This is a genomic window from Micromonospora vulcania (genome assembly GCF_042658605.1).
GTDB classification, from domain to species: Bacteria; Actinomycetota; Actinomycetes; order Mycobacteriales; family Micromonosporaceae; genus Micromonospora; species Micromonospora vulcania.
The window spans coordinates 368,921-390,433 of the sequence record NZ_JBHSQS010000001.1 but is presented as its reverse complement, the minus strand read 5'-3'; the positions used below and the strand labels follow the sequence as shown (position 1 = coordinate 390,433).

The following is a 21,513-nucleotide window of genomic DNA, read 5'->3' as shown; positions in this document are numbered from 1 at the left end:
CAAGGAAGGGTCCCTTACTAACGCCTGCGGTATAGGAGGGGGCCCTTCCTAACATCTACCAACCGCGCAGGAAGCGCAGGCCGAGCAGGAACGCGACCACCGAAGGACCGACCAGCAGGGTGATCGCCTGGAGCCGGTACGGCATCCGGTGCCGGGTCAGCTCGGCCGCGTTGCCCAGCACGATCGCCCCGGCCAGCATCAGGAAGGCACCCCACCAGCCGGTCTTGAGGTGGATCAGGTTCACGTGGATCAGTTGCAGGGTCAGGCCGAGCAGCGCGCCGGTCAGCGCCAGCAGGGCCACGGCCCGGTGCAGGCCCCGGGCCAGCGGATGAGCGGCGGCCCACAGGTAGGTGCCGGCGACCGCCAGGCAGGGCAGCACCACCATCACCGGCCAGCCCCGGCCCATCACGCCGAACATCAGCAGCGCACCCACCGCGAACACCAGCGTGCCGACGCAGGCGATGACGTACCCGGCGAAGGCCCGGCCGCCGCCCCGGGCCAGCAGCGGCCCGCCACTGGCGGCGATCAGTGCGGCCGGGATCAGGATGAACCCGGCCCACCAGTGAAACCGACCGCTGCCCTGTGCGGCCGTGGCGACCGTGGCGCAGGCCAGCCCGGCGACCGCCAGGCTGGTCAGCCATGGCCGGCTGCTCCGGGAGTACGGCTCAGCCAACGACATCCGCTCCGCATCGACGCTCACGCCCACCAGCCTGGCCCGCGGCAGCACGCCCGGTCCATCCGGCCAGCCCTACCGCCGGGCGGTGGCTGGCCGGAACAGCAGCTCGCACCGGTGTCAGCTCGTCTCGCCGGCCACGCTGAAGGAGCGCAGACGGTCGATGGCCAGCACGGTGAAGCCGACGCTGACCAGCGCGGTCATCACCGACGCCACCGGCACCGACACGCTCGTCTCCAGCAGCCCGGTCGGGGCGATCCGGTCGGCCAGGGCGATCACGTACTGCTGGATGGAGAGCACCTTGGTGCCGCTGACGAAATTGCCCAGCAGCCCCTCCCAGATCAGCACGTAGACCAGCCCGAGCAGCACCGGCCGCCGGGTGAGCAGGCTGAGCGCGAGGAACAGCGCGGAGTACGCCAGCGCACCGAGCGTCGCCGCGGCGGCGAGCGCCAGTCCGAGGCGTACCGAATCGGCCAGCACGCCCGCGACGTAGAGCGGCACCGCGACGGTGGCCGCGCTGACCCCGGCGGCCACCGCGAGCTTGGGCAGCACGATCTGCCAGCGCGGCAGCGGCTTGGTCAGGATGTGCACCACCGTGCCGTCGTCGATCTCGGCGCCCAGTACGCCGGTGCCGATGATCAGCGCGACCACCGGCAGTACCACGGCCAACCCGAGCCCGACCAGCACCGGCGGCCCCCACTCGCCCGGGTCCACCGCCAGCGATCGGCAGAGCACGGCAAGCCCGAGCAGCACCAACGGCAGCGGGAGCAGCAGCAGGAACCGGCGCCGACCGAACAGCCCGCGCGCGGTGATCCAGGTAATGGTCGACATCTCAGGCCTCCACCAGGTAGGAGAAGACGCTCTCCAGGGACTCGTCGGACGGCACCAGTTGGCGCACCCGGATGCCCCGGGTCAGCGCGATCCGGGGCAGCGCCCGGGTGAAGGCGCCGTAGTCGCCGGCGCGCACGGTCAGGCCGGTGCGGTCCAGCTCGACCCCGCTCACCGACGGTTCGGCGATCAGTGCGACGGCCAGCGCCCGGTCGTCGGTGGAGCGCACCGCGAATACGTGCGGACGGTTGGTCATCAGCCGGCGGATGGTCCGGAAGTCGCCGGAGGCCGCCAGCCGACCGGCCACCATCACCTGCACCGTCCCGGAGACCTGCTCGACCTCCTCCAGGATGTGCGAGCTGAACAGGATCGTCCGGCCCGCGTCGCCCAGGGTGTGCAGCAACTGCATCATGTGCAGCCGCTGGCGTGGGTCCATTCCGTTGAACGGCTCGTCGAGCAGCAGCACCTGCGGGTCGTGCACCAGCGCGGCGGCCACCCGGGCCCGCTGCCGCATGCCCTTGGAGTACGTGCCGATCCGGCGGTCCTGTGCCGACTCCAGCTCCACCAGACCGATCGCCCGTCGGGCCGCGGCCGCCGGATCGGCCAGCCGGTGCAGCTTGGCGCTGGCCAACACGAACTCGTACGCGGACAGGAAGCCCTGCACCGCCTCCCGTTCACTGACCAGACCCAGCCGCCGGTAGACGTCGGGGTTGCGCCAGGTCGGCTCGTCATCCAGGGTCACCGTGCCCCGTGACGGGGAGAGGAACCCGGCCATCATGTGCAGCAGCGTGGTCTTACCGGCGCCGTTCGGGCCCAGCAGCCCGGTCACGCCCGGCCCGAGGTCCATGCTGATGTCGTTGACCGCGACCACGTTGCCGTACCACCGGGACACCCCGGTCAGGCTCAGCGTGCTCATCAGGAGGCGACCTTCCGGTAGCGGGCCAGCAGGAGGGCGGTCGCGCCGGCGACCAGAAGCACCGCGGCCAGGGCGTAGACCGGGCCGAACCCGCCGATCATCATCTCGCCCGGATCGCCCTCGACCAGCAGGTCACCCAGCGACCAGATGCCGACTCCCTGCACCAGGGTGGACGGCGAGGCGAGCCCGGCCAGCTGGTTGGCCGTCTGCGACGGCAGGATGCTCAGCACACCCACGATCGGGGTGGTCATGAGGAAGACCGCGACCACACCGCCGGCGGCGAAGGCGCGCTTGCCGGTCAGGGAAGCGACAAGCAGGCCGATCGAGGCGAAGACCACCGCCCACAGCCCGGCGTAGAGCAGCCCGGGCAGCAGGTCGAGCAGCTCGTTCCAGACCCCGCGCATGCCGTCCTTGGTGGTGAACGCGGCGCCCAGGAACATCACCAGTTGCGGCCCACCGAGCAGCAGCCAGAGCGCGGTGACGAGCGCCAGCAGCTTGGCCAGCGCGTAGTCGGAGCGCGGCAGCGGTCGGGAGAAGTACAGCGGCAGCACACCGCTGCGCAGGTCCCGGGAGACCAGCTCGGGTGCGGCCACCGCGACGAAGAAGATGACCAGCCAGCTCATCGCGTCGGCGAACTGGGCGTACGTGGCGACCGGCTCGCCGATCTGGCTGCGCACCGCGGCCAGGGCCACCGCGACCAGGGTGACGATGCCGACCACCAGCCACGGGAAGATCTTGGCCTTGGCGCTGCGCCCGAACCCGAAGGTGGTGCGCAGCCCGTGCAGGTAGAGCGCGCCGAAGACGTGCCGGCGGCCCAGCCGTGGGCCCTCGTAGCGCTGGTAGCCGATGTCGTGGATGACGCCGCTGGGCGCGGGCCGCACCGCGGCGGCGGACGGCTCAGGCATGGGACAGCTCCCTCGTGGCGAAGAGTTCGGCCACCCGGTGCCGGCGCTGGTCCAGCCGGTGCAGCGGCAGGTCCAGCTCGGCGACCGCGCCGAGGATCAGGTCGTAGGTGGCGTCGTCGGCGAGTGGCACCAGCAGCAGCCGGCCGTCCCGCGCGACCGGCAGGTCCAGTTCGGCGAGCCGGGCCGCCAACTCCTCGGTGCCCTCGCTGACCTCCACGGCGAGCACGTCGGTCGCCGTGGTCATCGCAGAAATGTGGTCGGCGCGCAGCAACCGGCCGCCGTCGATGGCGATCAGCGTGTCGCAGATCCGCTCCACCTCGCCCAGCAGATGCGAGCAGACCAGCACGGAGATGCCGAACTCGGTGCCGATCCGGTGCACCAGCGCCAGCATGGCGTCCCGGCCGGCCGGGTCCAGGCCGTTGGTCGGCTCGTCGAGCAGCAGCAGGTCGGGGTCGTGCACCAGCGCCTGGGCCAGCTTGACCCGCTGCTTCATGCCGGTGGAGTAGCCGCCGACCGGGCGGTAGCGCTCTTCGTAGAGCCCCACGTGCCGCAGCGCCTCCGAGGCCCGTTCCCGAGCCGCCGTACGCGGCAGGCCGCTCATCCGGCCGAGGTGGGTGACCAGCTCGGCGGCGGACAGGTCCGGTGGGAGGCAGTCGTGCTCGGGCATGTAACCCACCCGGGCGCGGACCGCCGCCGGGTCGGCGGTCGGGTCGATGCCGAGCACCGAGACCTGACCGGTCGTCGGAGCGATCAGGCCGAGCAGGATCTTGATCAGGGTGGATTTACCGGCGCCGTTCGCGCCCACCAGGCCGATGATCCCGGGCTCGACGGCGACGGTGAGGTCGGTGAGCGCGGTGACCCGACCTCCGTACGTCTTGGTGAGCGACTGGGTCGCGATCAGTGTCACGCTTCCCAGCGTAGGGAGTCGATGGCCACCACCGATACCGCCGCGCCCCCGGTGCTCCCCTGATCCTCCGGCGGCGTACCCCTAGGGTCCGCCGGAGGATCGGGGATCGCCCGCCGCCGGATCGGCTTCGTCCGCGCCGGGCACACCGGTGCACAGAAGCCGGCCTGCTCGGCGCCATCGTGGAGTGGCGCCCTCGACCGATCGGCGGTCGGCTGCGAAACTGTGTGCCGGTCAGCGAGTGGGGGGTGTGGATGAACAACGGCTGGGTGCTGCCCGACGAGGTGCTCCGCGACGCGCCGGCGTACACGCCGCGCGTCGGTGAGCTCGCCGATCTCGAGTTGCTGATGACCGGCGCGTACGCCCCTCTGACCGGCTTCATGACCCGCGCCGATCTGGTCTCGGTGAGCCGGCGGAGCCGGTTGGCCGACGGCACGCCGTGGCAGGTCGCGGTGACCCTCCAGCTGCCGTCCGCGCTGGCCCAGGGCTTCGACCCGCGTGATCCGGCCCGCCGGGCGCTGGTGCTGACCGACGGCGAGGGCGCGCCGGTGGCCGCCCTGAATGTGGCGGACGTCTGGCCGATCCGGGACGGCGTGGCCGGGGTGGGCGGCCAGGTCCGGCGGCTCGGTGACGGTGGCCGTGGCCCGTTCCAGCGGTTGCGCCGTAGCCCGGAGGAGGTCCGCGCGCTGCTGCCCCCGGGCCGGGTGCTCGGGGTGATCGCCGATCGGCCGTTGCACCGACCGCAGCTCGCCCAGATCGCCCATGCCGCCCGCACGCTGGCCGCGCACCTGCTGGTGCTGATCCCGGTCGGCGAGGGCGGCGCCGGTGGGCTCCCGCCGGAGGCACTGGTGCGCAGCATCTTCGCCGCCCGGGACCGGATGCCGCCGGCCACCCTGGTCGCGGTGCCGTTGTCGCACCGCCGGGAGGAGATCAGCGACGCGCTGCTGCGGGCCCGGGTCTCCGCCGCGTACGGGGTCACCCACCTGCTCTCCACCGGCGAGATGCTCTCCGGGGCCGGGCTGCGGGTGCTGGTGCCCCGCGAGTTGGCGTACGACAACCGGGACGGGCAGTGGCGCTGGCGGGAGGACATCCCACCGCGCAACCGTCGACTCGCGCTGACCCAGGAGGAGATCGACGACCTGCTGGACCGGGGCTTCCCGCTGCCGGAGTGGCACACTCCACCGGCGGTGGCGAAGGAGCTGGCCCGGGCCCGGCCGCCACGCCGGCACCGGGGTCTGGTGGTCTTCCTGACCGGCCTGTCGGGCTCCGGCAAGTCGACGATCGCCCGGGGGTTGGCGGACGCGTTACGCGAGAGCGGCGACCGGACGGTGACCCTGCTCGACGGGGACGTGGTGCGTCGGGAACTCTCCGCGGGGCTGGGCTTCACCAAGGCCGACCGGGATCTCAACGTTCGCCGGATCGGCTGGGTGGCGGCCGAGATCGCCCGGCACCGCGGGGTGGGGATCTGCTGCCCGATCGCCCCGTACGCGGCGGCCCGCGCCACCGCCCGGGAGATGGCCCTGGCCGCCGGGGCGGGCTTCCTGCTGATCCATGTCGCCACCCCGTTGGAGGTGTGTGAGCAGCGGGATCGCAAGGGCCTGTACGCGCGGGCCCGGGCCGGCCTGCTCACCGGCATGACCGGCATCGACGACCCGTACGAGACGCCCACCGACGCCGACCTGGTGGTGGACACCACCGATCTGAGCGTGCCGGAGGCGGTGCAGACCGTGCTGGACCACCTGACCGAGACCGGCTGGGTGGAGCTGAAGATCCCGACCGCCTGAGTCGTCGTCGTACCCCGTTCCTTCCACCGCTGCCTGCTACGCGATAGTGTTCATTCTTGTTGGAACACGTTCGACCACGTGAGAGTACGTGGACCCCCGGGGAGGCACGGCGGATGCTCGCTCAGCAGCGGCAGGCGGCCATCCTGGAGCGGGTCCGGGCGACCGGCGGGGTCCGGGTGACCGAGCTGGCGACCGAGTTCGGCGTCTCCGACATGACCATCCGGCGCGATCTGGAGGCGTTGCACGAGCGCGGCCTGCTGGCCAAGGTGCACGGCGGCGCCACGGTGGCCGGGCCGAGCTCGACCGACGAGCCGGGCTTCCACGCCAAGTCGGTGCGCCAACTGTCCGAGAAGGCCGCTATCGCGGACCGGGCGGCACAGCTGGTGCGACCCGGCGCGGCGGTCGCGCTCTCCGCCGGCACCACCACCGCCGAGCTGGCCCGCAGGCTGGTCGACGTGCCCGGCCTGACCGTGGTGACCAACTCGCTGCCGGTGGCCGAGATCCTGCACGCCGGCGGCCGGCCGGACCAGACGGTGGTGCTGACCGGCGGCGTACGCACCCCGTCGGACGCGCTGGTCGGCCCGCTCGCGGTCGGCGCCGTCCGCGCGCTGCACCTGGATCTGCTCTTCCTCGGCGTGCACGGCATCACCGAGCGGGCCGGGTTCACCACTCCGAACCTGATGGAGGCGGAGACCGACCGGGCGCTGGTGGCCGCGGCCGACCGGCTGGTGGTGCTCGCCGATCACAGCAAGTGGGGCACGGTGGGCATCTCCTCGATCGTCGAGCTGGCCGCCGCACACGTACTGGTCAGCGACGACCGGTTGCCTCCGCCCGCACGACGGGTACTCGGCGAGCAGGTGGGCGAATTGATCATGGTGAAGGCAACAGGGGCGGGCCGCGCGACTGGCACGCCGACGAGTGAGGGGACGGCGCAGTGAAGCGCACCGCGATCGACCTGGCCGACGGCCGGGAGCTGATCTACTTCGACGAGCGCGACGATGCCGTCCGCGACCAGCCGGACCGTCGGGAGCTGCCGCCGCCGCCCCCCGCGTCCCAACTGCGCTACGACCCGCTGACCGACGAGTGGGTGGCGGTCGCCGTGCACCGGCAGACCCGCACGTTCCTCCCGCCGGCGAACGAGTGCCCGCTCGACCCGTCGGTGGGCGACCGGTTGACCGAGATTCCGGCCCCGGACTACGACGTGGTGGTCTTCGAGAACCGGTTCCCGTCGCTGAGCGGCCGGGTGGCCGACGAGCCTGGGCAGATCACCCCGTTCACGCCGGTCCGGCCGGGTCTTGGGCGGTGCGAGGTGGTCTGCTTCACCTCGGATCACAACGCCTCCTTCGCCAGCCTCCCGCCGAGCCGGGTCCGCACCGTGCTGGACGCGCTCGCCGACCGCACCGAGGTGCTCGGCGAACTGCCCGGCGTCGAGCAGGTGTTCTGCTTCGAGAACCGGGGCGTCGAGATCGGTGTGACGCTGCACCACCCGCACGGGCAGATCTACGCGTACCCCTTTGTGACGCCGCGCACCCGGGCGCTGCTGGCCGCGGCCCGCCGGCACGCCGAGCGGACCGGCGGGGGCAACCTGTACGCGGACGTGCTGGCCGCCGAGCGTGCGACCGGCGATCGGGTGGTCGCCGAGAACGAGCACTGGACGGCGTTCGTGCCGGCGGCGGCCCGCTGGCCGTTCGAGGTGCACGTGGCGCCGCACCGGGCGGTGCCGGACATCCCGGCCCTCAGCGACAGCGAGCGGGACGCCTTCGGGCCACTCTACCTGGATCTGCTGCGCCGCTTCGACGGGCTGTTCGACATGCCGATGCCCTACATCGCGGCGTGGAACCAGGCCCCGGTACGGATCGACCGCGAGCTGGGTCACCTGCACCTTCAGCTGTTCAGCATCCGGCGGGCGGTGGACAAGTTGAAGTACCTGGCGGGTTCCGAGTCCGGGATGGGTGTCTTCATCAACGACATCTCCCCCGAGCGCGCCGCCGAACTCCTGCGCGCCGCCTGAGACGGCGGGAAACAGGGCGCGGGGGGCCCGGGACAGGGCCCCCCGCAGGGAAGGGACGGCTGGCTGTGCACGACACAGCCGGGGAAGGCTGGCTGATCGGCGCGCAGATCGCGAGGCGACCGCGTCAACCTTCCTGGACGCGACTGGCATCTCGTCCACCCTGGTCAACGAGGCGCGCCGAGCGGAGTGACGCCGGCCGCGTGTCGACGCCGGACACGCCGGAGCCCGCCGGCGAGTGCCGACGGGCTCCGATGATGGGTACGCCTGAAATCAGCCGTTGATCTTGCGCGACAGGTTCTCGTCGAGCGCGTTCATGAACTCGTCGGTGGTCAGCCACGGGGCGTCCCGCGAGATGAGCAGCGAGAGGTCCTTGGTCATCTGGCCGCCCTCGACGGTGTCGACGATGACCTGCTCCAGGGTGTTGGCGAACTCGGTCACCGCCGGCGTGCCGTCCAGCTTGCCCCGGTGGGCCAGGCCCCGGGTCCAGGCGTAGATCGACGCGATCGGGTTGGTCGAGGTCTTCTCGCCCTTCTGCCACTGCCGGTAGTGCCGGGTGACCGTGCCGTGCGCGGCCTCGGCCTCGACGGTACGACCGTCCGGGGAGAGCAGGACCGAGGTCATCAGACCCAGCGAGCCGAAGCCCTGCGCGACGGTGTCGGACTGCACGTCACCGTCGTAGTTCTTGCAGGCCCAGACGTAGCCGCCCTCCCACTTGAGCGCGGCGGCGACCATGTCGTCGATGAGCCGGTGCTCGTAGGTGATGCCGGCGGCGTCGAACTCGGCCTTGAACTCGGTCTCGAACACCTCGGCGAAGATGTCCTTGAACCGGCCGTCGTACGCCTTGAGGATGGTGTTCTTGGTGGACAGGTAGACCGGGTAGTTGCGGTCCAGGCCGTACCGGAACGAGGCCCGGGCGAAGTCCCGGATCGACTCGTCGTAGTTGTACATGCCCATGGCGATGCCGCCGCCGGGGAAGTTGGCGACCTCCATCTCCATCGGCGCGCCGCCGTCGGCCGGGGTGTAGGTGATGGTCACCGTGCCCGGGCCGGGGACGACGAAATCGGTGGCCTTGTACTGGTCACCGTGGGCGTGCCGGCCGATGATGATCGGCTTGGTCCAGCCGGGGACCAGCCGCGGCACGTTGGACATGATGATCGGCTCGCGGAAGACGACGCCGCCGAGGATGTTGCGGATGGTGCCGTTGGGCGACCGCCACATCTTCTTCAGGCCGAACTCCTCCACCCGGGCCTCATCCGGGGTGATGGTCGCGCACTTGACGCCGACGCCGTGCTCCTTGATGGCGTTGGCGGCGTCAACGGTGACCTGGTCGTCGGTCTCGTCGCGGTGCTGGATCGACAGGTCGTAGTAGTGCAGGTCGACGTCGAGGTAGGGCAGGATCAGCTGCTCCCGGATCTGCTTCCAGATGATCCGGGTCATCTCGTCGCCGTCGAGCTCCACGACCGGGTTGTTTACCTTGATCTTCGCCATCGGCCGGCGCTCCTCTCGGGGGACACGTGCTCAAGCAGTACGAGCGTACTGGAAAGCGGCCGGCGGCCCCCAGCCGGCCTCGACCGACCGGCGGAAACCGGGCTGCACGGCGCAGAAATTCCCTGGCATCATCGGCCGATGCCTCTGAGCCGCACCCTCGGGTCTATCACGGTCACGGCCCTCACCGACGGGGAGGGGGCCTTCTTCCAGCCCCGGGAAGAGGCGTTTCCGCACGCCACGGCGGCACACTGGCGCGAAGCCGACCGGCGCGACCCCGCCTCGGTGACCGACGACGGGCGGTGGTGGCTGCCGTTCCGCAGCTTCGCCATCCGCGTCGGCGACGGGCCGGTCACCCTGGTCGACGCCGGGATCGGCCCGACCGACGCGCCCGCCGCGAGTTGGGCGCCGGTGCCCGGCCGACTGCCCGCCGAGTTGGCCGCCGCCGGCATCGACCCCGCCGACGTGCGGACGGTCGTCCTGACCCACCTGCACAGCGACCACATCGGCTGGGCGGTCACCGGCACGCCCGGGCGGCCGTACTTCCCGAACGCGAGCTATCTGCTCCAGCGCGCCGAACTGGACGCCGCGGAGACCATCAACCCCGGACTGCCGGCCGGCCTGATCGGGCCGCTGCGCGCCGCCGGCCAGCTCCGGGTGGTCGACGGTGAAGCCAGCCTGACCCCGGCGGTACGCCTGCTACCCACCCCCGGGCACACCCCCGGCCACCAGTCCGTACTCCTGACCGTGGCGGACGAGCGAATGCTGCTCACCGGCGACCTGCTGGTCCACACCATCCAACTCGTGGACCCCACCCTGGCGTACGCCCACGAGGTCGACCCAGAGCTCGCCCGCCAAAGCCGACTAGAAACCCTCCAGTCCCACAACCCCACCCTCCTGGCAACCCCCCACCTAAACACCCCCTTCACCGTCCCAGGCCCCCCGCCCGCCCCTTCGCCCTGTTGATCAAGAGGTTTGCGTCAGGAATCGCGGTCGGGGTGACGCGAACCTCTTGATCAACAGGGCTGGGGGCCGGGAAGACGCGGCAGGGCGCGTCGGCGAAGCCGGCGCGCCCTGCGGAGGTCTGGTGCTGTTACATGCTGGTGATGTCGTTCTGCTTGGCGCGGACGGCCTCGGCGGCCTCCTTGAGGCTGGCCAGCTCGTCGGCGTCCAGGTCGGTCTCGACGACCCGCTTGACGCCCTCGGCACCGATCTGGGCCTCGACACCCAGGTAGACGCCGGAGATGCCGTACTCGCCGTCCACCCAGGCGCAGACTGGCATGACCTCGCCGGAGTCCTCGGCGACGGCCTTCGCCATCCGGGCCGCGGCGGCGGACGGCGCGTAGTAGGCCGAGCCGGTCTTGAGCAGCGCGACGACCTCGGCGCCACCGTTGCGGGTCTTGACGACCAGCTCCTCGATCTGCCCCGCCGGCATCGCGTCACGCAGCGGCTTGCCGTTGACCGTGCTCTGCGACGGCACCGGGACCATGGTGTCGCCGTGCGACCCCAGGGTCAGCGTCCGGACCGACGCCACCGGCACGCTCAGCGCCTCGGCGACGAAGTTGCTGAACCGGGCGGTGTCCAGCATGCCGGCCTGGCCGAGCACCCGGTTCTTCGGGAACTGGGTGGCGATCTGAGCCAGCGCGGTCATCTCGTCCAGCGGGTTGGAGACCACGATGACGACGGCGTTCGGGGCGTACTTGGCGACGTTCTCGGCGACCTGCCGCACGATCTTGGCGTTGGTCTCCAGCAGGTCCATCCGGCTCATGCCCGGCTTGCGCGGCAGGCCAGCGGTGATCACTACGACGTCGGAGCCCTCGATGGCCTCGTAGCCCTCGCCGTTCGGGCCGGTCGTCGCGCCGACCACCTTGGTCTCGAAGCCCTCGATGGCCCGCGACTGGTTGAGGTCGAGCGCGAGACCCGCGGGCTTACCCTCCACGATGTCGGTGATCACAACGGTGTCGAAGACGTCGTACTCGGCCAGGCGCTGTGCGGTGGTGGAGCCGTAGAAGCCAGCCCCGACGACAGTGACCTTCTTACCCATGGTCGTCCCACTCCCTGATACCAGTCGGTTTTCCGGACCGTATCAGTCATCCTGGCACCGATCGGGCCAGGGTCGGACGGTTACGACGTCAGTGCGTTAGGAAGGGCCCCTTCACCTGCACGAGGCGTTAATAAGGTGCCCTTCCTTACACGTCAGCCGCGCTCGGCACGCTCGACGACGTTGCTGAGCAGCATGGCCCGGGTCATCGGGCCGACACCGCCGGGCATCGGGACCAGCGCGCCGGCCGTTTCGGCGACCTCCGGGTCCACGTCGCCGGTGTAGCGGCCCTTGCCGTCCGGGCCGATGACCCGGGTGATGCCGACGTCCACGACCACCGCGCCGGGGCTGATCATGTCGCTGGTGAGCAGGCCCGGTACGCCGGCCGCCACGATGACGATGTCGGCGGCCCGGGTGTGCGAGGCCAGGTCGAGGGTGCCGGTGTGGCAGAGGGTCACCGTGGCGTTCTCGCTGCGCCGGGTGAGCAGCAGGCCGAGCGGGCGGCCGACGGTGTTGCCGCGGCCCACCACCGCGACGGTCGCACCGCGCAGCGCCACGTCGTGCCGGCGGAGCAGCTCCACGATGCCGCGCGGGGTGCAGGGCAGCGGACCGTCGTAACCGAGGACGAGCCGACCCAGGTTGACCGGGTGCAGACCGTCGGCGTCCTTGTCCGGGTCGATCAGCTCCAGCACCCGCTGGGTGTCCAGGTGTGCCGGCAGCGGCAGCTGGACGATGTAGCCGTGGCAGGCCGGGTCGGCGTTCAGCTCGGCCAGCACGTCGTCGACCTGCTGCTGGGTGGCGTCGGCCGGCAGCTCCCGGCGGATCGAGGAGATGCCCACCTCGGCGCAGTCCCGGTGCTTGCCGTTGACGTACGCCTGGCTGCCCGGGTCCGCCCCGACCAGGACCGTGCCCAGCCCGGGGGTGATGCCGCGTTCGGCCAGTGCCTTGACCCGCACCCGCAGCTCGTCCTTGATCTCCGCCGCGGTTGCCTTGCCGTCCAGAAGCGTTGCCGTCACGTCCTGATCGTCTCACGGCCGCCGTCCGCCGTTCGGACGACCTCGTTCGGGCCGGCCGGCGACCCGCGAACACCCGGGGCGGCAGTGACGATCTGTGACGTGTCGCTAGTCACTCTCGGTGATGTTTAGTGGAGCCCCTCACCGCCGAACCGGGCAGCATGGTCGCCCGGGGCAATGACCGGGCGCCCGGTCGAGAGCGGGTGAGACCGACCGATGAGGCGCGTCAGGTTCACGACCGGGCCCGAATATCCCCCAGCTCAGGCCAGCTAGACGCCGACCGCTATAGCAGTTTCCCTGGCGCCCGGCAAGGAAGGGCACCCTGGACCGTTACGCACCCGCAACCGGCTCGTTGTCGAAGGCCGATCGCCCGACCTACCGTTGCCGCCTGTTGCGCAGCGTAACCCAGCGTCGGGCTTGACTGCGCAGCGTGAGGAGATGAGGAGGCTCAATGCGAGTTCGTAGACTCGCCGCCTGGACCGCCCTCCCGCTCGCGGTGACGCTGGGCCTCGCGGCCTGCGGCAGCGGCGGAGACGGTGGGTCCAGCAGCGGCAGTTCGCCGGTCAGCATCCAGATCGGCGAGCCCAAGCACCTGGTTCCGACCAACACCACCGAGACGTCCGGTTCGCAGGTGATCGCCGGCCTGTTCGCCCCGCTCGTGGACTACGACGCCCAGAACAAGCCGTACGAGGTCGCGGCCCAGTCCATCACCTCGTCGGACAACAAGGTCTGGACGATCAAGCTCAAGGACGGCTACACCTTCCACAACGGTGAGAAGGTCACGTCCCAGAACTACATCAACGCCTGGAACTACGGCGCGTACGCCCCCAACGGTCAGGACAGCAACTTCTTCTTCGAGAAGATCGCTGGCTACGACGACCTCCAGGGCAAGGCCCCGAAGGCGAAGACGATGACGGGGCTGAAGAAGGTCGACGACCTGACCTTCACCGCGACGCTCTCCGCGCCGTACATCGATTTCCGGACGATGATGGGCTACAACGCGTTCTTCCCGATGCCGGATGCCGCGTTCTCCGCCCCGGGCGTGCTCAAGGACTCCTACGAGCAGGCGCCGATCGGGCAGGGCCCGTTCAAGATGACGGGCACCTGGCAGCACGACAGCAAGATCGATGTCGAGCGGTACGACGCGTACCCGGGCGAGAAGCCCAAGGTCAAGGAGATCGAGTTCCGGATCTACCAGCAGCTCACCGCGGCCTACGCGGACGTGCTGGCGGACAACCTGGACGTGCTGCCCACGATCCCGACCGAGAGCCTGAGCACCGCGCCGACCGACCTCGGTGACCGGTACAAGACCAGCCCGATGTCGTCGTTCCAGTTCCTCGCGTTCCCGACGTTCGACAAGGACTACAGCAAGCCGGACGTGCGTAAGGCCATCTCGATGGCGATCGACCGGGACGAGATCACCAAGTCGGTCTTCAAGGGCTCGCAGCAGCCGGCTCGCTCGTTCGTCTCGCCGGTGCTGCCGGGCTACCGGGACAACACCGCAGGTGCGGCCGCGGAGTTCAACCCGACCGAGGCCAAGAAGCTCTACCAGGCCGCTGGCGGCCCGTCGAAGATCGTCATCTCGTACAACGGCGACGGCGGCCACAAGGACTGGGTCGACGCCACCGTCAACCAGCTGAAGGCCAACCTCGGTGTCGACGCCGTCGGCTCGGCCGAGCCGAAGTTCGCCGACCTGCTGACCAAGGTCGAGAAGAAGCAGCCGGTGGGTGCGTTCCGGATGGGTTGGGTCATGGACTACCCGACCATGGAGGACTACCTCGGCCCGCTGTACAGCACCAACGGCTCGTCGAACTACTACGGATACAGCAACCCGGAGTTCGACAAGCTCGTCAAGGAGGGTTCCGCCGCCAAGACGCAGGACGAGGCGATCGCCAAGTACCAGCAGGCGGAGGACATCCTGGCCAAGGACATGCCGGTGATCCCGCTCCGCTTCGGCGAGAACGTGTTCGGCCACTCGTCCAAGGTCAAGAACGTCGAGATGGACCTGTTCCAGCGGGTCAACCTCGTCAAGATCGAAGCGGCCAGCTGAGCTGACCATGGTGCGGGCCACCCGGGCGACGATGCCCGGGTGGCCCGGACCGCGCTATCCCGGCCGGGCCGCGTGCGGACCCGGCGTCCGTGGTAGCGCCGGCCTCCCCCGGGCCGGACGGCAGGCGTCTCGGATATTTCGGGTACGACCAGAGATGCCGTCCTGCGACCCTTTCGCATATTTCCGGAGAGACTGCTAAGCATGTTCCGCTACATCCTGCGGCGCCTCCTGCAGATGGTCCTCGCGTTCTTCGGGACCACCTTGATCGTCTACGCGCTGACATTCGCCGGGCAGGGCGACCCGATCCAGGCTCTCGCCGGCGAGCGGCCGGTGACGGCAGCTCAACGGGCGTACCTGACCGAGAAGTACCACCTGGACGCCACCGGCGTCGGCGGCTTCTTCTACCGCTACTTCGACTATGTGAAGAACCTGCTCCAGGGGGACCTCGGCCAGTCGCTGACCGGCCGCCAGATCGGCGACATCCTGCAGGCGGCCTGGCCGGTGACCGTCAAGCTCGCGCTCATCGCGCTCGCCGTGGCGATCATCTTCGGGGTGTCCGCCGGTGTGATCGCCGGTATCCGCCGGGCCAGCATCTTCGACAACTCGACGCTGGTGCTGACCCTGCTGGTGCTGGGCATCCCGACGATCGTGCTGGCACCGCTCGCGCAGTACTTCCTGGGCGTCAAGTGGCAGCTCTTCCCGCCCACCGCCGGCGCGGAGCCGACGTTCTACGCGCTGCTACTGCCGGGCATCGTGCTCGGCTCGCTGTCGCTGGCCACCGCCCTGCGGCTGACCCGGGCATCGGTGGCGGAGAACCTGCGCGCCGACTACGTCCGGACGGCCCGCTCCAAGGGCCTGGTGAAACGCCGCATCGTCACCGTGCACGTCCTGCGCAACTCGCTCATCCCGGTGGTCACCTTCCTCGGTGTCGAGCTGGGCAACCTGATGAGCGGCGCGATCATCACCGAGGGCGTCTTCAACATCCCCGGCGTGGGCTTCAACCTCTTCCGCGGCATCCGCACCGAGGACGGCCCCCTGGTGGTGGGCATCGTCAGCGTGCTCGTCGTGGTCTACCTGGTCTCGAACCTGGTGGTGGACGTCCTGTACGCCGTACTCGATCCGAGGATCCGCTATGAGTGAGCGCAGCGAACAAATCATCAGCGCAGCGTGTTCGAGCGCTCATGACTGCGCCGAGCGCAGCGAGGTGCAGTCATGAGCGACTTTGAAACTGTGGCGGCCACCGAGAACCAGGCCGCACGGCGTGGGCCCTCGGGCGAGCCGGGCACGCCGAACCAGGTCGGCGCCGCGCACAAGCCGCGCAGCCTCGCCGGTGACGCCTGGCGCGACCTGCGCCGCAATCCGATCTTCTGGATCTCGCTGGCGCTGGTCGTCATCTTCACGCTGATGGCCCTGCTCCCCGGCGTGTTCACGGCCAACAACCCGAACGACTGCCTGCTCTCCCGGCAGCACGCCGGGCCGTCCGGCGGGGCCATTTTCGGGTACGACTTCCAGGGCTGCGACACGTACGCCCGGGCGGTCTACGGCACCCGTGCCTCGCTGCTGGTCGGCGCGCTGGCCGCGCTCGGCACCGGGGTGATCGCCCTGGTGATCGGCATGCTGGCCGGATACTTCGGCCACTGGGTCGACGCGATCCTCTCCCGGGTGATCGACGTGGTGCTCGGCATCCCGCTGCTGCTGGCGGCGATCGTGCTGCTCAAGCGGGTGTCCAGCGACAGCCAGTGGGCCCGGATCGGCGCGGTCGTCTTCGTGCTGGCCATCCTCGGTTGGACCACGGCCGCCCGGGTGGTCCGCTCCTCGGTGATCACCGCGAAGCAGCAGGACTACGTGGCGGCGGCCCGGATGCTCGGCGCCGGCAACGGCCGGATCATGTGGCGGCACATCCTGCCCAACTCGCTGGCCCCGGCCATCGTCGTGCTGACCATCGCGCTCGGCTCGTTCATCGCCGCCGAGGCGACGCTGTCCTTCCTGGGCATCGGCCTGAAGGCACCGACCATCTCGTGGGGCCAGGACATCGACACCGGCCGCATCCACATGCGGGAGGCGGCAACCCCGCTGCTCGTACCGTCGGCCTTCCTCGCGCTGACCGTGCTGGCGTTCATCATGCTCGGCGACGCGATCCGTGACGCCTTCGACCCGAAGCTGCGGTGAGATCATGACCCACTCCACCGTCCAACCCACGCCGGCCTCCGCGACGCCCGACGGCGGGCACCTGCTCGAACTGCGGGACCTGCACGTCGAGTTCCGGACCAACGAGGGTGTGGCCCGGGTGATCAACGGCGTGTCCTACCACCTGGACGCCGGTGAGACGTTGGCCGTGCTCGGCGAGTCCGGCTCGGGCAAGTCGGTCACCGCCCAGGCGATCATGGGCATCCTGGACACCCCGCCGGCGCACATCCGCTCCGGACAGATCCTCTACCAGGGTCAGGACCTGCTCACCCAGTCCGAGGAGCAGCGCCGGCAGGTGCGCGGCAAGGAGATCGCGATGATCTTCCAGGACGCGCTCTCCGCACTGAACCCGGTCTTCCCGGTGGGCTGGCAGATCGGCGAGACGCTGCGCCAGCGCAGCGGCCTGTCCCGGGGCGACGCCCGTCGCCGAGCCATCGAGCTGATGGACCTGGTCAAGATCCCGGGCGCCGCGAAGCGGATCGGCGACTACCCCCACCAGTTCTCCGGGGGCATGCGCCAGCGCGTCATGATCGCCATGGCACTCGCGCTGGACCCGAAGGTGCTGATCGCCGACGAGCCCACCACCGCACTCGACGTCACCGTCCAGGCCCAGATCATGGATCTGCTGGCCGACCTGCGCCGGGACCTCAACATGGCGATGATCCTGATCACCCACGACCTGGGCGTGGTGGCCGGCGTCGCGGACCGGATCGCGGTCATGTACGCCGGCCGGATCGTCGAGCACGCCGACGTCCGCTCGCTCTACAAGGCGCCGGCCCACCCGTACACCAAGGGGTTGTTGGAATCGATCCCGCGCATGGACGTGCGCGGCCAGGAACTGTCGACGATCAAGGGTTTGCCGCCGAACCTCATGCGCATCCCCTCCGGCTGCCCGTTCCACCCCCGGTGCCCGTACGTGCAGCAGGTCTGCGTGGACGTGGTGCCGCACGACCTGGTCCTCGGCGACGGCCGGACCAGCGCTTGCCACTTCGCGCAGGAGGTCCGTGATGACAGCGCCCACTAGCTCCACCAAGGTCCGGGGCGAGACCATCCTCTCCGTCGACAACCTGGTGAAGCACTTCCCGATCACCCAGGGCGTGCTCTTCCAGCGGCAGATCGGCGCGGTCAAGGCCGTCGACGGCGTGAGCTTCGAGCTGCGCCGGGGCGAGACGCTGGGCGTGGTCGGCGAGTCCGGCTGCGGCAAGTCCACCCTCGCCCGCCTGCTGATGCGGTTGGAGACCCCCACCTCCGGACGGGCGACCCTGGAGGGCAAGGACCTGTTCAAGGCCTCCGGAGGCGAACTGCGCCGGCTGCGCCGCAACATGCAGATGGTGATGCAGGACCCGTACACCTCGCTGAACCCGCGGATGACGGTCGGCGACATCATCGGCGAGCCGTTCCAGATCCACCCGGACGCCGCGCCGAAGGGCAGCAAGCAGCGGCGGGTGCAGGAACTGCTGGACGTGGTCGGGCTCAACCCCGAGCACATCAACCGCTACCCGCACCAGTTCTCCGGCGGTCAGCGCCAGCGCATCGGCATCGCCCGGGCGCTCGCCCTCCGCCCCGAGGTCATCGTCTGCGACGAGCCGGTCTCCGCGCTGGACGTCTCCATCCAGGCCCAGGTGATCAACCTGCTGGAGCAGCTACAGGACGAGTTCGGACTCTCGTACATCTTCATCGCGCACGACCTGTCCGTGGTCCGGCACATCGCCGACCGGGTCGCCGTGATGTACCTCGGCCGGATCGTCGAGATCGGCACCGAGGACGAGATCTACGAGCGGGCCACCCACCCGTACACCCAGGCGCTGCTCTCCGCGGTGCCGGTGCCGGACCCGGAGGCACGCGAGCAGCGCAACATGATCCGACTGGTGGGCGACGTGCCCAGCCCGGCCGACCCGCCGAGCGGCTGCCACTTCCGGACCCGCTGCTGGAAGGCCCAGGACATCTGCGCCACCCAAGACCCGCAAACGGTCCCCCGAGCAGCGGACCCCCACCCGTCAGCCTGCCACTTCGCCGAACTCCGCCCCCCAACCCCAACCCCCTAACCGCCCCGCCACGCGCGCCCGCCCACGCCCGCCCGCCCGCGCCGCCACGCGCGCCCGCGCCACGCGCGCCCGCGCCGCCACAAGGCCCGTCGATCTAGGGCATATCACTGTCGCAGGAGATCAAGTCACGGTGATATGCCCTAGATCGACGCGGGCAGAACGCGCGCGCCGCGCGCCGCGCCCACAAGGCCCGTCAGGCCCGCCGATCTAGGGCATATCACTGTCGCAGGAGATCAAGTCACGGTGATTTGCCCTAGATCGACGCGGGCAGAACGCGCGCGCCGCGCGCCGGGCCCGCAGGGCCCACAAGGCCGGTCAGGCCCGTCGATCTAGGGCATATCACTGTCCCAGGAGATCAACTCACGGTGATATGCCCTAGATCGACGCGGCGTGACGGGATCGACGCGGCCGCGGGGGCGCGCGGGGGCGCGCGGGCGCGGGGGCGCGCGGGCGAGTGGGTGGGGGTGGGTGGGGCGGTTAGTGGAAGAAGTGGCGGGTTGCGGTTAGGTACATCGTCACGTTGGCTTCCTTGGCTGCGGCGATGACCTCTTCGTCGCGGATGGAGCCGCCGGGCTGGACGATGGCGCGTACGCCGGCGTCGATGAGGATCTTCGGGCCGTCGGCGAACGGGAAGAACGCGTCCGAGGCGGCGACCGATCCGCGGGCCCGGTCGGCGCCGGCGCGGCTGACCGCCAGGTGCGCCGAGTCGACCCGGTTGACCTGTCCCATGCCCACCCCGACGGTGGCGCCGTCCTTGGCGAGCAGGATCGCGTTGCTCTTCACCGCGCGGACCGCCCGCCAGGCGAACGCGAGATCGCGCAGCAAGTCTTCGTCGGCCGCCTCGCCGGTCGCGAGCCGCCAGTTAGCCGGGTCGTCGCCGGGGGCGTCCACCCGGTCGGCGACCTGGCTCAGCACGCCACCGGTCACCGGCCGCCACTCGACCTTCGCCGGACTCCAGGCCGGTGCGCGCAGCAGCCGGATGTTCTTCTTGCCCTGGAGCACCTCGATCGCGCCCTCGTCGAAGCCCGGCGCGACCACCACCTCGGTGAAGATGTCGGCCACCTGCCGGGCCAGCTCGACCGAGACCGGCCGGTTGACGGCGATCACCCCGCCGTACGCGGACACCGGGTCGCACGCGTGGGCCTTGCGGTGCGCCTCGGCCACGTCCGCGCCCACGGCGATGCCGCACGGGTTGGCGTGCTTGATGATCGCCACGGCCGGCTGGTCGGTGAAGTCGTTCGCGGCCCGCCAGGCGGCATCCGCGTCGACGTAGTTGTTGTAGGACATCTCCTTGCCGTGCAGCTGCTCGGCCTGGGCCAGCCCGGCCGGCGCGTCCGGGTCGGTGTAGAGCGCGGCCGGCTGGTGCGGGTTCTCCCCGTACCGCAGGGCGGCCGACTTGCGCAGGGCCAGCCCGGCGAACGCCGGCCACGAGTCGTCGGCGGGGGCCAGTTCCTGGGCGCACCACTGGGCCACCGCCACGTCGTACTCGGCGATGTCGGCGTACGCTCGCGCCGCCAGCGCGCGACGCTGGGCCAGGGTGAACCCGCCCTCGCCGAGCGCGGCGCGCAGCGCCGGATAGCCGGCGGGGTCGGTGAGCACGGCGACCGAGGCGTGGTTCTTGGCGGCGGCGCGCACCATGGCCGGGCCGCCGATGTCGATCTGCTCCACGCACTCCTCGACGCCGGCGCCGGAGGCGACGGTCGCCTGGAACGGGTAGAGGTTGGAGACCAGCAGGTCGAACGCCGCCACCCCCAGCTCGTCGAGCTGCGCGACGTGCGTGTCCTTACGCAGGTCGGCGAGCAGACCCGCGTGCACCTTGGGGTGCAGGGTCTTCACCCGGCCGTCGAGTACCTCGGGGAACCCGGTCACCGTCTCCACCGGCGTCACCGGCACCCCGGCGCCGGCGATGGTGGCCGCCGTGCTGCCGGTGGACACGATCTCCACGCCGGCCGCGTGCAGGGCCTGGGCCAGCTCGACCAGCCCGGTCTTGTCGTAGACGCTGACCAGCGCCCGCCTGATCGGGCGGCGCCCGTCCTGAGTGGAACTCACGGAACCGTGACCTTCCTTCCGGTGATGGTCCAGCCTTCGCGGACCAGACGGCCGACCTGCTCGACGAGCTGCCGCCGCTCGGCTTCCTTGATGCGCTCGGTGAGCGTGTCCACGTCGTCGTCGTCGAGCACCGGCACCGCGACCTGCGCCACGATCGGCCCGGTGTCCATGCCGGCGTCGACGAAGAAGAGCGTGGCCCCGGTGAGCTTCACGCCGTAGGCGAGGGCGTCACGCGGGCCGTGGATGCCGGGGAACGCCGGCAGCAGGGTGTTGTGGGTGTTCAGGTAGCGGTCACCGAAGGCGGTGAGGAACTGCGGGCCAACCAGCTTGAGGAACCCGGCGGAGATGACCAGGTCGGGCTGGTGCTTCGCGACGTGCGCGGTGAGCGCGACGTCCCAGTCCTCCCGGGTGTCGTGGTCGCGGACCCGCTCGACGAACGTCGGCACGCCGGCCGCGTCGGCCCGGTCCAGGCCCGCGATGCCGTCGCGGTCCGCGCCGACCGCGACGACCTGCGCGCCGTACGCGGGGTCGGCGGTGGCTTCCAGCAGCGACTGAAGGTTGCTCCCGGAGCCGGAGATGAGGACGACGATGCGGGCGGCGGACGCGGGCTCGGTCACCGGGC

Annotated in this window: 19 protein-coding genes; 9 read left to right on the top strand and 10 right to left on the bottom strand. The window is 70.6% G+C overall.

The genetic code is table 11. The annotated features are described in order from the left end of the window. Positions 1–55 precede the first annotated feature (55 nt). The 5 genes from ACFQGL_RS01915 to ACFQGL_RS01895 form a co-directional block, all read right to left on the bottom strand. Entirely contained in the window at positions 56–700 is a 645-nt protein-coding gene (locus ACFQGL_RS01915) for a hypothetical protein (RefSeq protein WP_377504309.1), read from the bottom strand. A gap of 93 nt (positions 701–793) precedes the next feature. Next, a complete protein-coding gene (locus tag ACFQGL_RS01910) occupies positions 794–1,504 on the bottom strand; it encodes an ABC transporter permease (RefSeq protein ID WP_377504307.1) in 711 nt (236 codons plus the stop codon). A gap of 1 nt (position 1,505) precedes the next feature. Then, positions 1,506–2,417 carry an ABC transporter ATP-binding protein gene (locus ACFQGL_RS01905; RefSeq protein WP_377504305.1) on the bottom strand — a complete coding sequence of 304 codons (912 nt, stop codon included), beginning with the start codon at positions 2,415–2,417 and terminating at the stop codon, positions 1,506–1,508. Next, on the bottom strand, positions 2,417–3,322 hold the full coding sequence (locus tag ACFQGL_RS01900) for an ABC transporter permease (RefSeq protein WP_377504303.1): 906 nt from the start codon (positions 3,320–3,322) through the stop codon (positions 2,417–2,419). The genes ACFQGL_RS01905 and ACFQGL_RS01900 overlap by 1 nt, the downstream gene beginning before the upstream one ends. Continuing rightward, positions 3,315–4,229, bottom strand: a complete 915-nt coding sequence (locus tag ACFQGL_RS01895) for an ABC transporter ATP-binding protein (protein ID WP_377504301.1) — start codon at positions 4,227–4,229, stop codon at positions 3,315–3,317. The genes ACFQGL_RS01900 and ACFQGL_RS01895 overlap by 8 nt, the downstream gene beginning before the upstream one ends. 251 nt (positions 4,230–4,480) lie before the next feature. Between ACFQGL_RS01895 and cysC the strand changes: the two genes are divergently transcribed. The 3 genes from cysC (at position 4,481) to galT (ending at position 8,021) form a co-directional block, all read left to right on the top strand. Next, positions 4,481–6,010, top strand: coding sequence for an adenylyl-sulfate kinase (gene cysC, locus ACFQGL_RS01890; RefSeq protein ID WP_377504299.1), 1,530 nt, complete (start codon positions 4,481–4,483; stop codon positions 6,008–6,010). A gap of 113 nt (positions 6,011–6,123) precedes the next feature. Next, positions 6,124–6,948, top strand: coding sequence for a DeoR/GlpR family DNA-binding transcription regulator (locus tag ACFQGL_RS01885; RefSeq protein WP_377504297.1), 825 nt, complete (start codon positions 6,124–6,126; stop codon positions 6,946–6,948). Beyond that, positions 6,945–8,021 carry a galactose-1-phosphate uridylyltransferase gene (gene galT, locus ACFQGL_RS01880; protein WP_377504295.1) on the top strand — a complete coding sequence of 359 codons (1,077 nt, stop codon included), beginning with the start codon at positions 6,945–6,947 and terminating at the stop codon, positions 8,019–8,021. The genes ACFQGL_RS01885 and galT overlap by 4 nt, the downstream gene beginning before the upstream one ends. 270 nt (positions 8,022–8,291) lie before the next feature. Here the strand turns inward: galT and ACFQGL_RS01875 are convergent, their stop codons facing one another. Further along, positions 8,292–9,509, bottom strand: a complete 1,218-nt coding sequence (locus tag ACFQGL_RS01875) for an NADP-dependent isocitrate dehydrogenase (RefSeq protein WP_377504293.1) — start codon at positions 9,507–9,509, stop codon at positions 8,292–8,294. A gap of 138 nt (positions 9,510–9,647) precedes the next feature. Between ACFQGL_RS01875 and ACFQGL_RS01870 the strand changes: the two genes are divergently transcribed. Beyond that, complete coding sequence (locus ACFQGL_RS01870; protein ID WP_377504291.1) at positions 9,648–10,472, top strand: MBL fold metallo-hydrolase; 825 nt, start codon at positions 9,648–9,650, stop codon at positions 10,470–10,472. Between the two features lie 127 nt (positions 10,473–10,599). On the opposite strand, the gene ACFQGL_RS01865 is transcribed toward ACFQGL_RS01870, so the two are convergent. Both ACFQGL_RS01865 and ACFQGL_RS01860 read right to left on the bottom strand, forming a co-directional pair. Then, complete coding sequence (locus tag ACFQGL_RS01865; RefSeq protein ID WP_377504289.1) at positions 10,600–11,550, bottom strand: malate dehydrogenase; 951 nt, start codon at positions 11,548–11,550, stop codon at positions 10,600–10,602. Positions 11,551–11,702: 152 nt separating this feature from the next. Continuing rightward, positions 11,703–12,563: a bifunctional methylenetetrahydrofolate dehydrogenase/methenyltetrahydrofolate cyclohydrolase gene (locus tag ACFQGL_RS01860; protein WP_377504287.1), complete on the bottom strand. Its 861-nt coding sequence runs from the start codon at positions 12,561–12,563 to the stop codon at positions 11,703–11,705. A gap of 448 nt (positions 12,564–13,011) precedes the next feature. Here ACFQGL_RS01860 and ACFQGL_RS01855 point away from each other — a divergent pair, with 448 nt between their 5' ends. The 5 genes from ACFQGL_RS01855 (at position 13,012) to ACFQGL_RS01835 (ending at position 18,842) form a co-directional block, all read left to right on the top strand. Further along, entirely contained in the window at positions 13,012–14,610 is a 1,599-nt protein-coding gene (locus ACFQGL_RS01855) for a peptide ABC transporter substrate-binding protein (protein WP_377504285.1), read from the top strand. 201 nt (positions 14,611–14,811) lie between these two features. Beyond that, positions 14,812–15,750 carry an ABC transporter permease gene (locus ACFQGL_RS01850; RefSeq protein ID WP_377504283.1) on the top strand — a complete coding sequence of 313 codons (939 nt, stop codon included), beginning with the start codon at positions 14,812–14,814 and terminating at the stop codon, positions 15,748–15,750. Between the two features lie 72 nt (positions 15,751–15,822). After that, positions 15,823–16,779, top strand: a complete 957-nt coding sequence (locus ACFQGL_RS01845; protein WP_377504281.1) for an ABC transporter permease — start codon at positions 15,823–15,825, stop codon at positions 16,777–16,779. A gap of 4 nt (positions 16,780–16,783) precedes the next feature. Beyond that, complete coding sequence (locus ACFQGL_RS01840) at positions 16,784–17,821, top strand: ABC transporter ATP-binding protein (protein ID WP_377504279.1); 1,038 nt, start codon at positions 16,784–16,786, stop codon at positions 17,819–17,821. After that, positions 17,805–18,842 carry an ABC transporter ATP-binding protein gene (locus ACFQGL_RS01835; protein WP_377504277.1) on the top strand — a complete coding sequence of 346 codons (1,038 nt, stop codon included), beginning with the start codon at positions 17,805–17,807 and terminating at the stop codon, positions 18,840–18,842. Before ACFQGL_RS01840 ends, ACFQGL_RS01835 begins: the two co-directional genes overlap by 17 nt. Positions 18,843–19,319: 477 nt before the next feature. Here ACFQGL_RS01835 and purH read toward each other — a convergent pair whose 3' ends face one another. Next, a complete protein-coding gene (purH, locus tag ACFQGL_RS01830) occupies positions 19,320–20,891 on the bottom strand; it encodes a bifunctional phosphoribosylaminoimidazolecarboxamide formyltransferase/IMP cyclohydrolase (protein WP_377504275.1) in 1,572 nt (523 codons plus the stop codon). Further along, positions 20,888–21,508 (bottom strand): phosphoribosylglycinamide formyltransferase, encoded by a 621-nt coding sequence (gene purN / locus ACFQGL_RS01825; RefSeq protein ID WP_377504273.1) that lies wholly within the window; start codon positions 21,506–21,508, stop codon positions 20,888–20,890. Before purN ends, purH begins: the two co-directional genes overlap by 4 nt. Positions 21,509–21,513 lie beyond the last annotated feature (5 nt).

Bases quoted from the DNA above. Each gene is read 5' to 3' on its own strand.
- ACFQGL_RS01885 (WP_377504297.1), top strand. From the start codon at position 6,124: ATGCTCGCTCAGCAGCGGCAGGCGGCCATCCTGGAGCGGGTCCGGGCG.
- cysC (WP_377504299.1), top strand. From the start codon at position 4,481: ATGAACAACGGCTGGGTGCTGCCCGACGAGGTGCTCCGCGACGCGCCG.
- ACFQGL_RS01905 (WP_377504305.1), bottom strand. From the start codon at position 2,417: ATGAGCACGCTGAGCCTGACCGGGGTGTCCCGGTGGTACGGCAACGTG.
- ACFQGL_RS01845 (WP_377504281.1), top strand. From the start codon at position 15,823: ATGAGCGACTTTGAAACTGTGGCGGCCACCGAGAACCAGGCCGCACGG.
- ACFQGL_RS01850 (WP_377504283.1), top strand. From the start codon at position 14,812: ATGTTCCGCTACATCCTGCGGCGCCTCCTGCAGATGGTCCTCGCGTTC.
- ACFQGL_RS01835 (WP_377504277.1), top strand. From the start codon at position 17,805: ATGACAGCGCCCACTAGCTCCACCAAGGTCCGGGGCGAGACCATCCTC.
- ACFQGL_RS01855 (WP_377504285.1), top strand. From the start codon at position 13,012: ATGCGAGTTCGTAGACTCGCCGCCTGGACCGCCCTCCCGCTCGCGGTG.
- ACFQGL_RS01875 (WP_377504293.1), bottom strand. From the start codon at position 9,509: ATGGCGAAGATCAAGGTAAACAACCCGGTCGTGGAGCTCGACGGCGAC.
- ACFQGL_RS01870 (WP_377504291.1), top strand. From the start codon at position 9,648: ATGCCTCTGAGCCGCACCCTCGGGTCTATCACGGTCACGGCCCTCACC.
- ACFQGL_RS01840 (WP_377504279.1), top strand. From the start codon at position 16,784: ATGACCCACTCCACCGTCCAACCCACGCCGGCCTCCGCGACGCCCGAC.
- ACFQGL_RS01910 (WP_377504307.1), bottom strand. From the start codon at position 1,504: ATGTCGACCATTACCTGGATCACCGCGCGCGGGCTGTTCGGTCGGCGC.
- ACFQGL_RS01900 (WP_377504303.1), bottom strand. From the start codon at position 3,322: ATGCCTGAGCCGTCCGCCGCCGCGGTGCGGCCCGCGCCCAGCGGCGTC.
- ACFQGL_RS01865 (WP_377504289.1), bottom strand. From the start codon at position 11,550: ATGGGTAAGAAGGTCACTGTCGTCGGGGCTGGCTTCTACGGCTCCACC.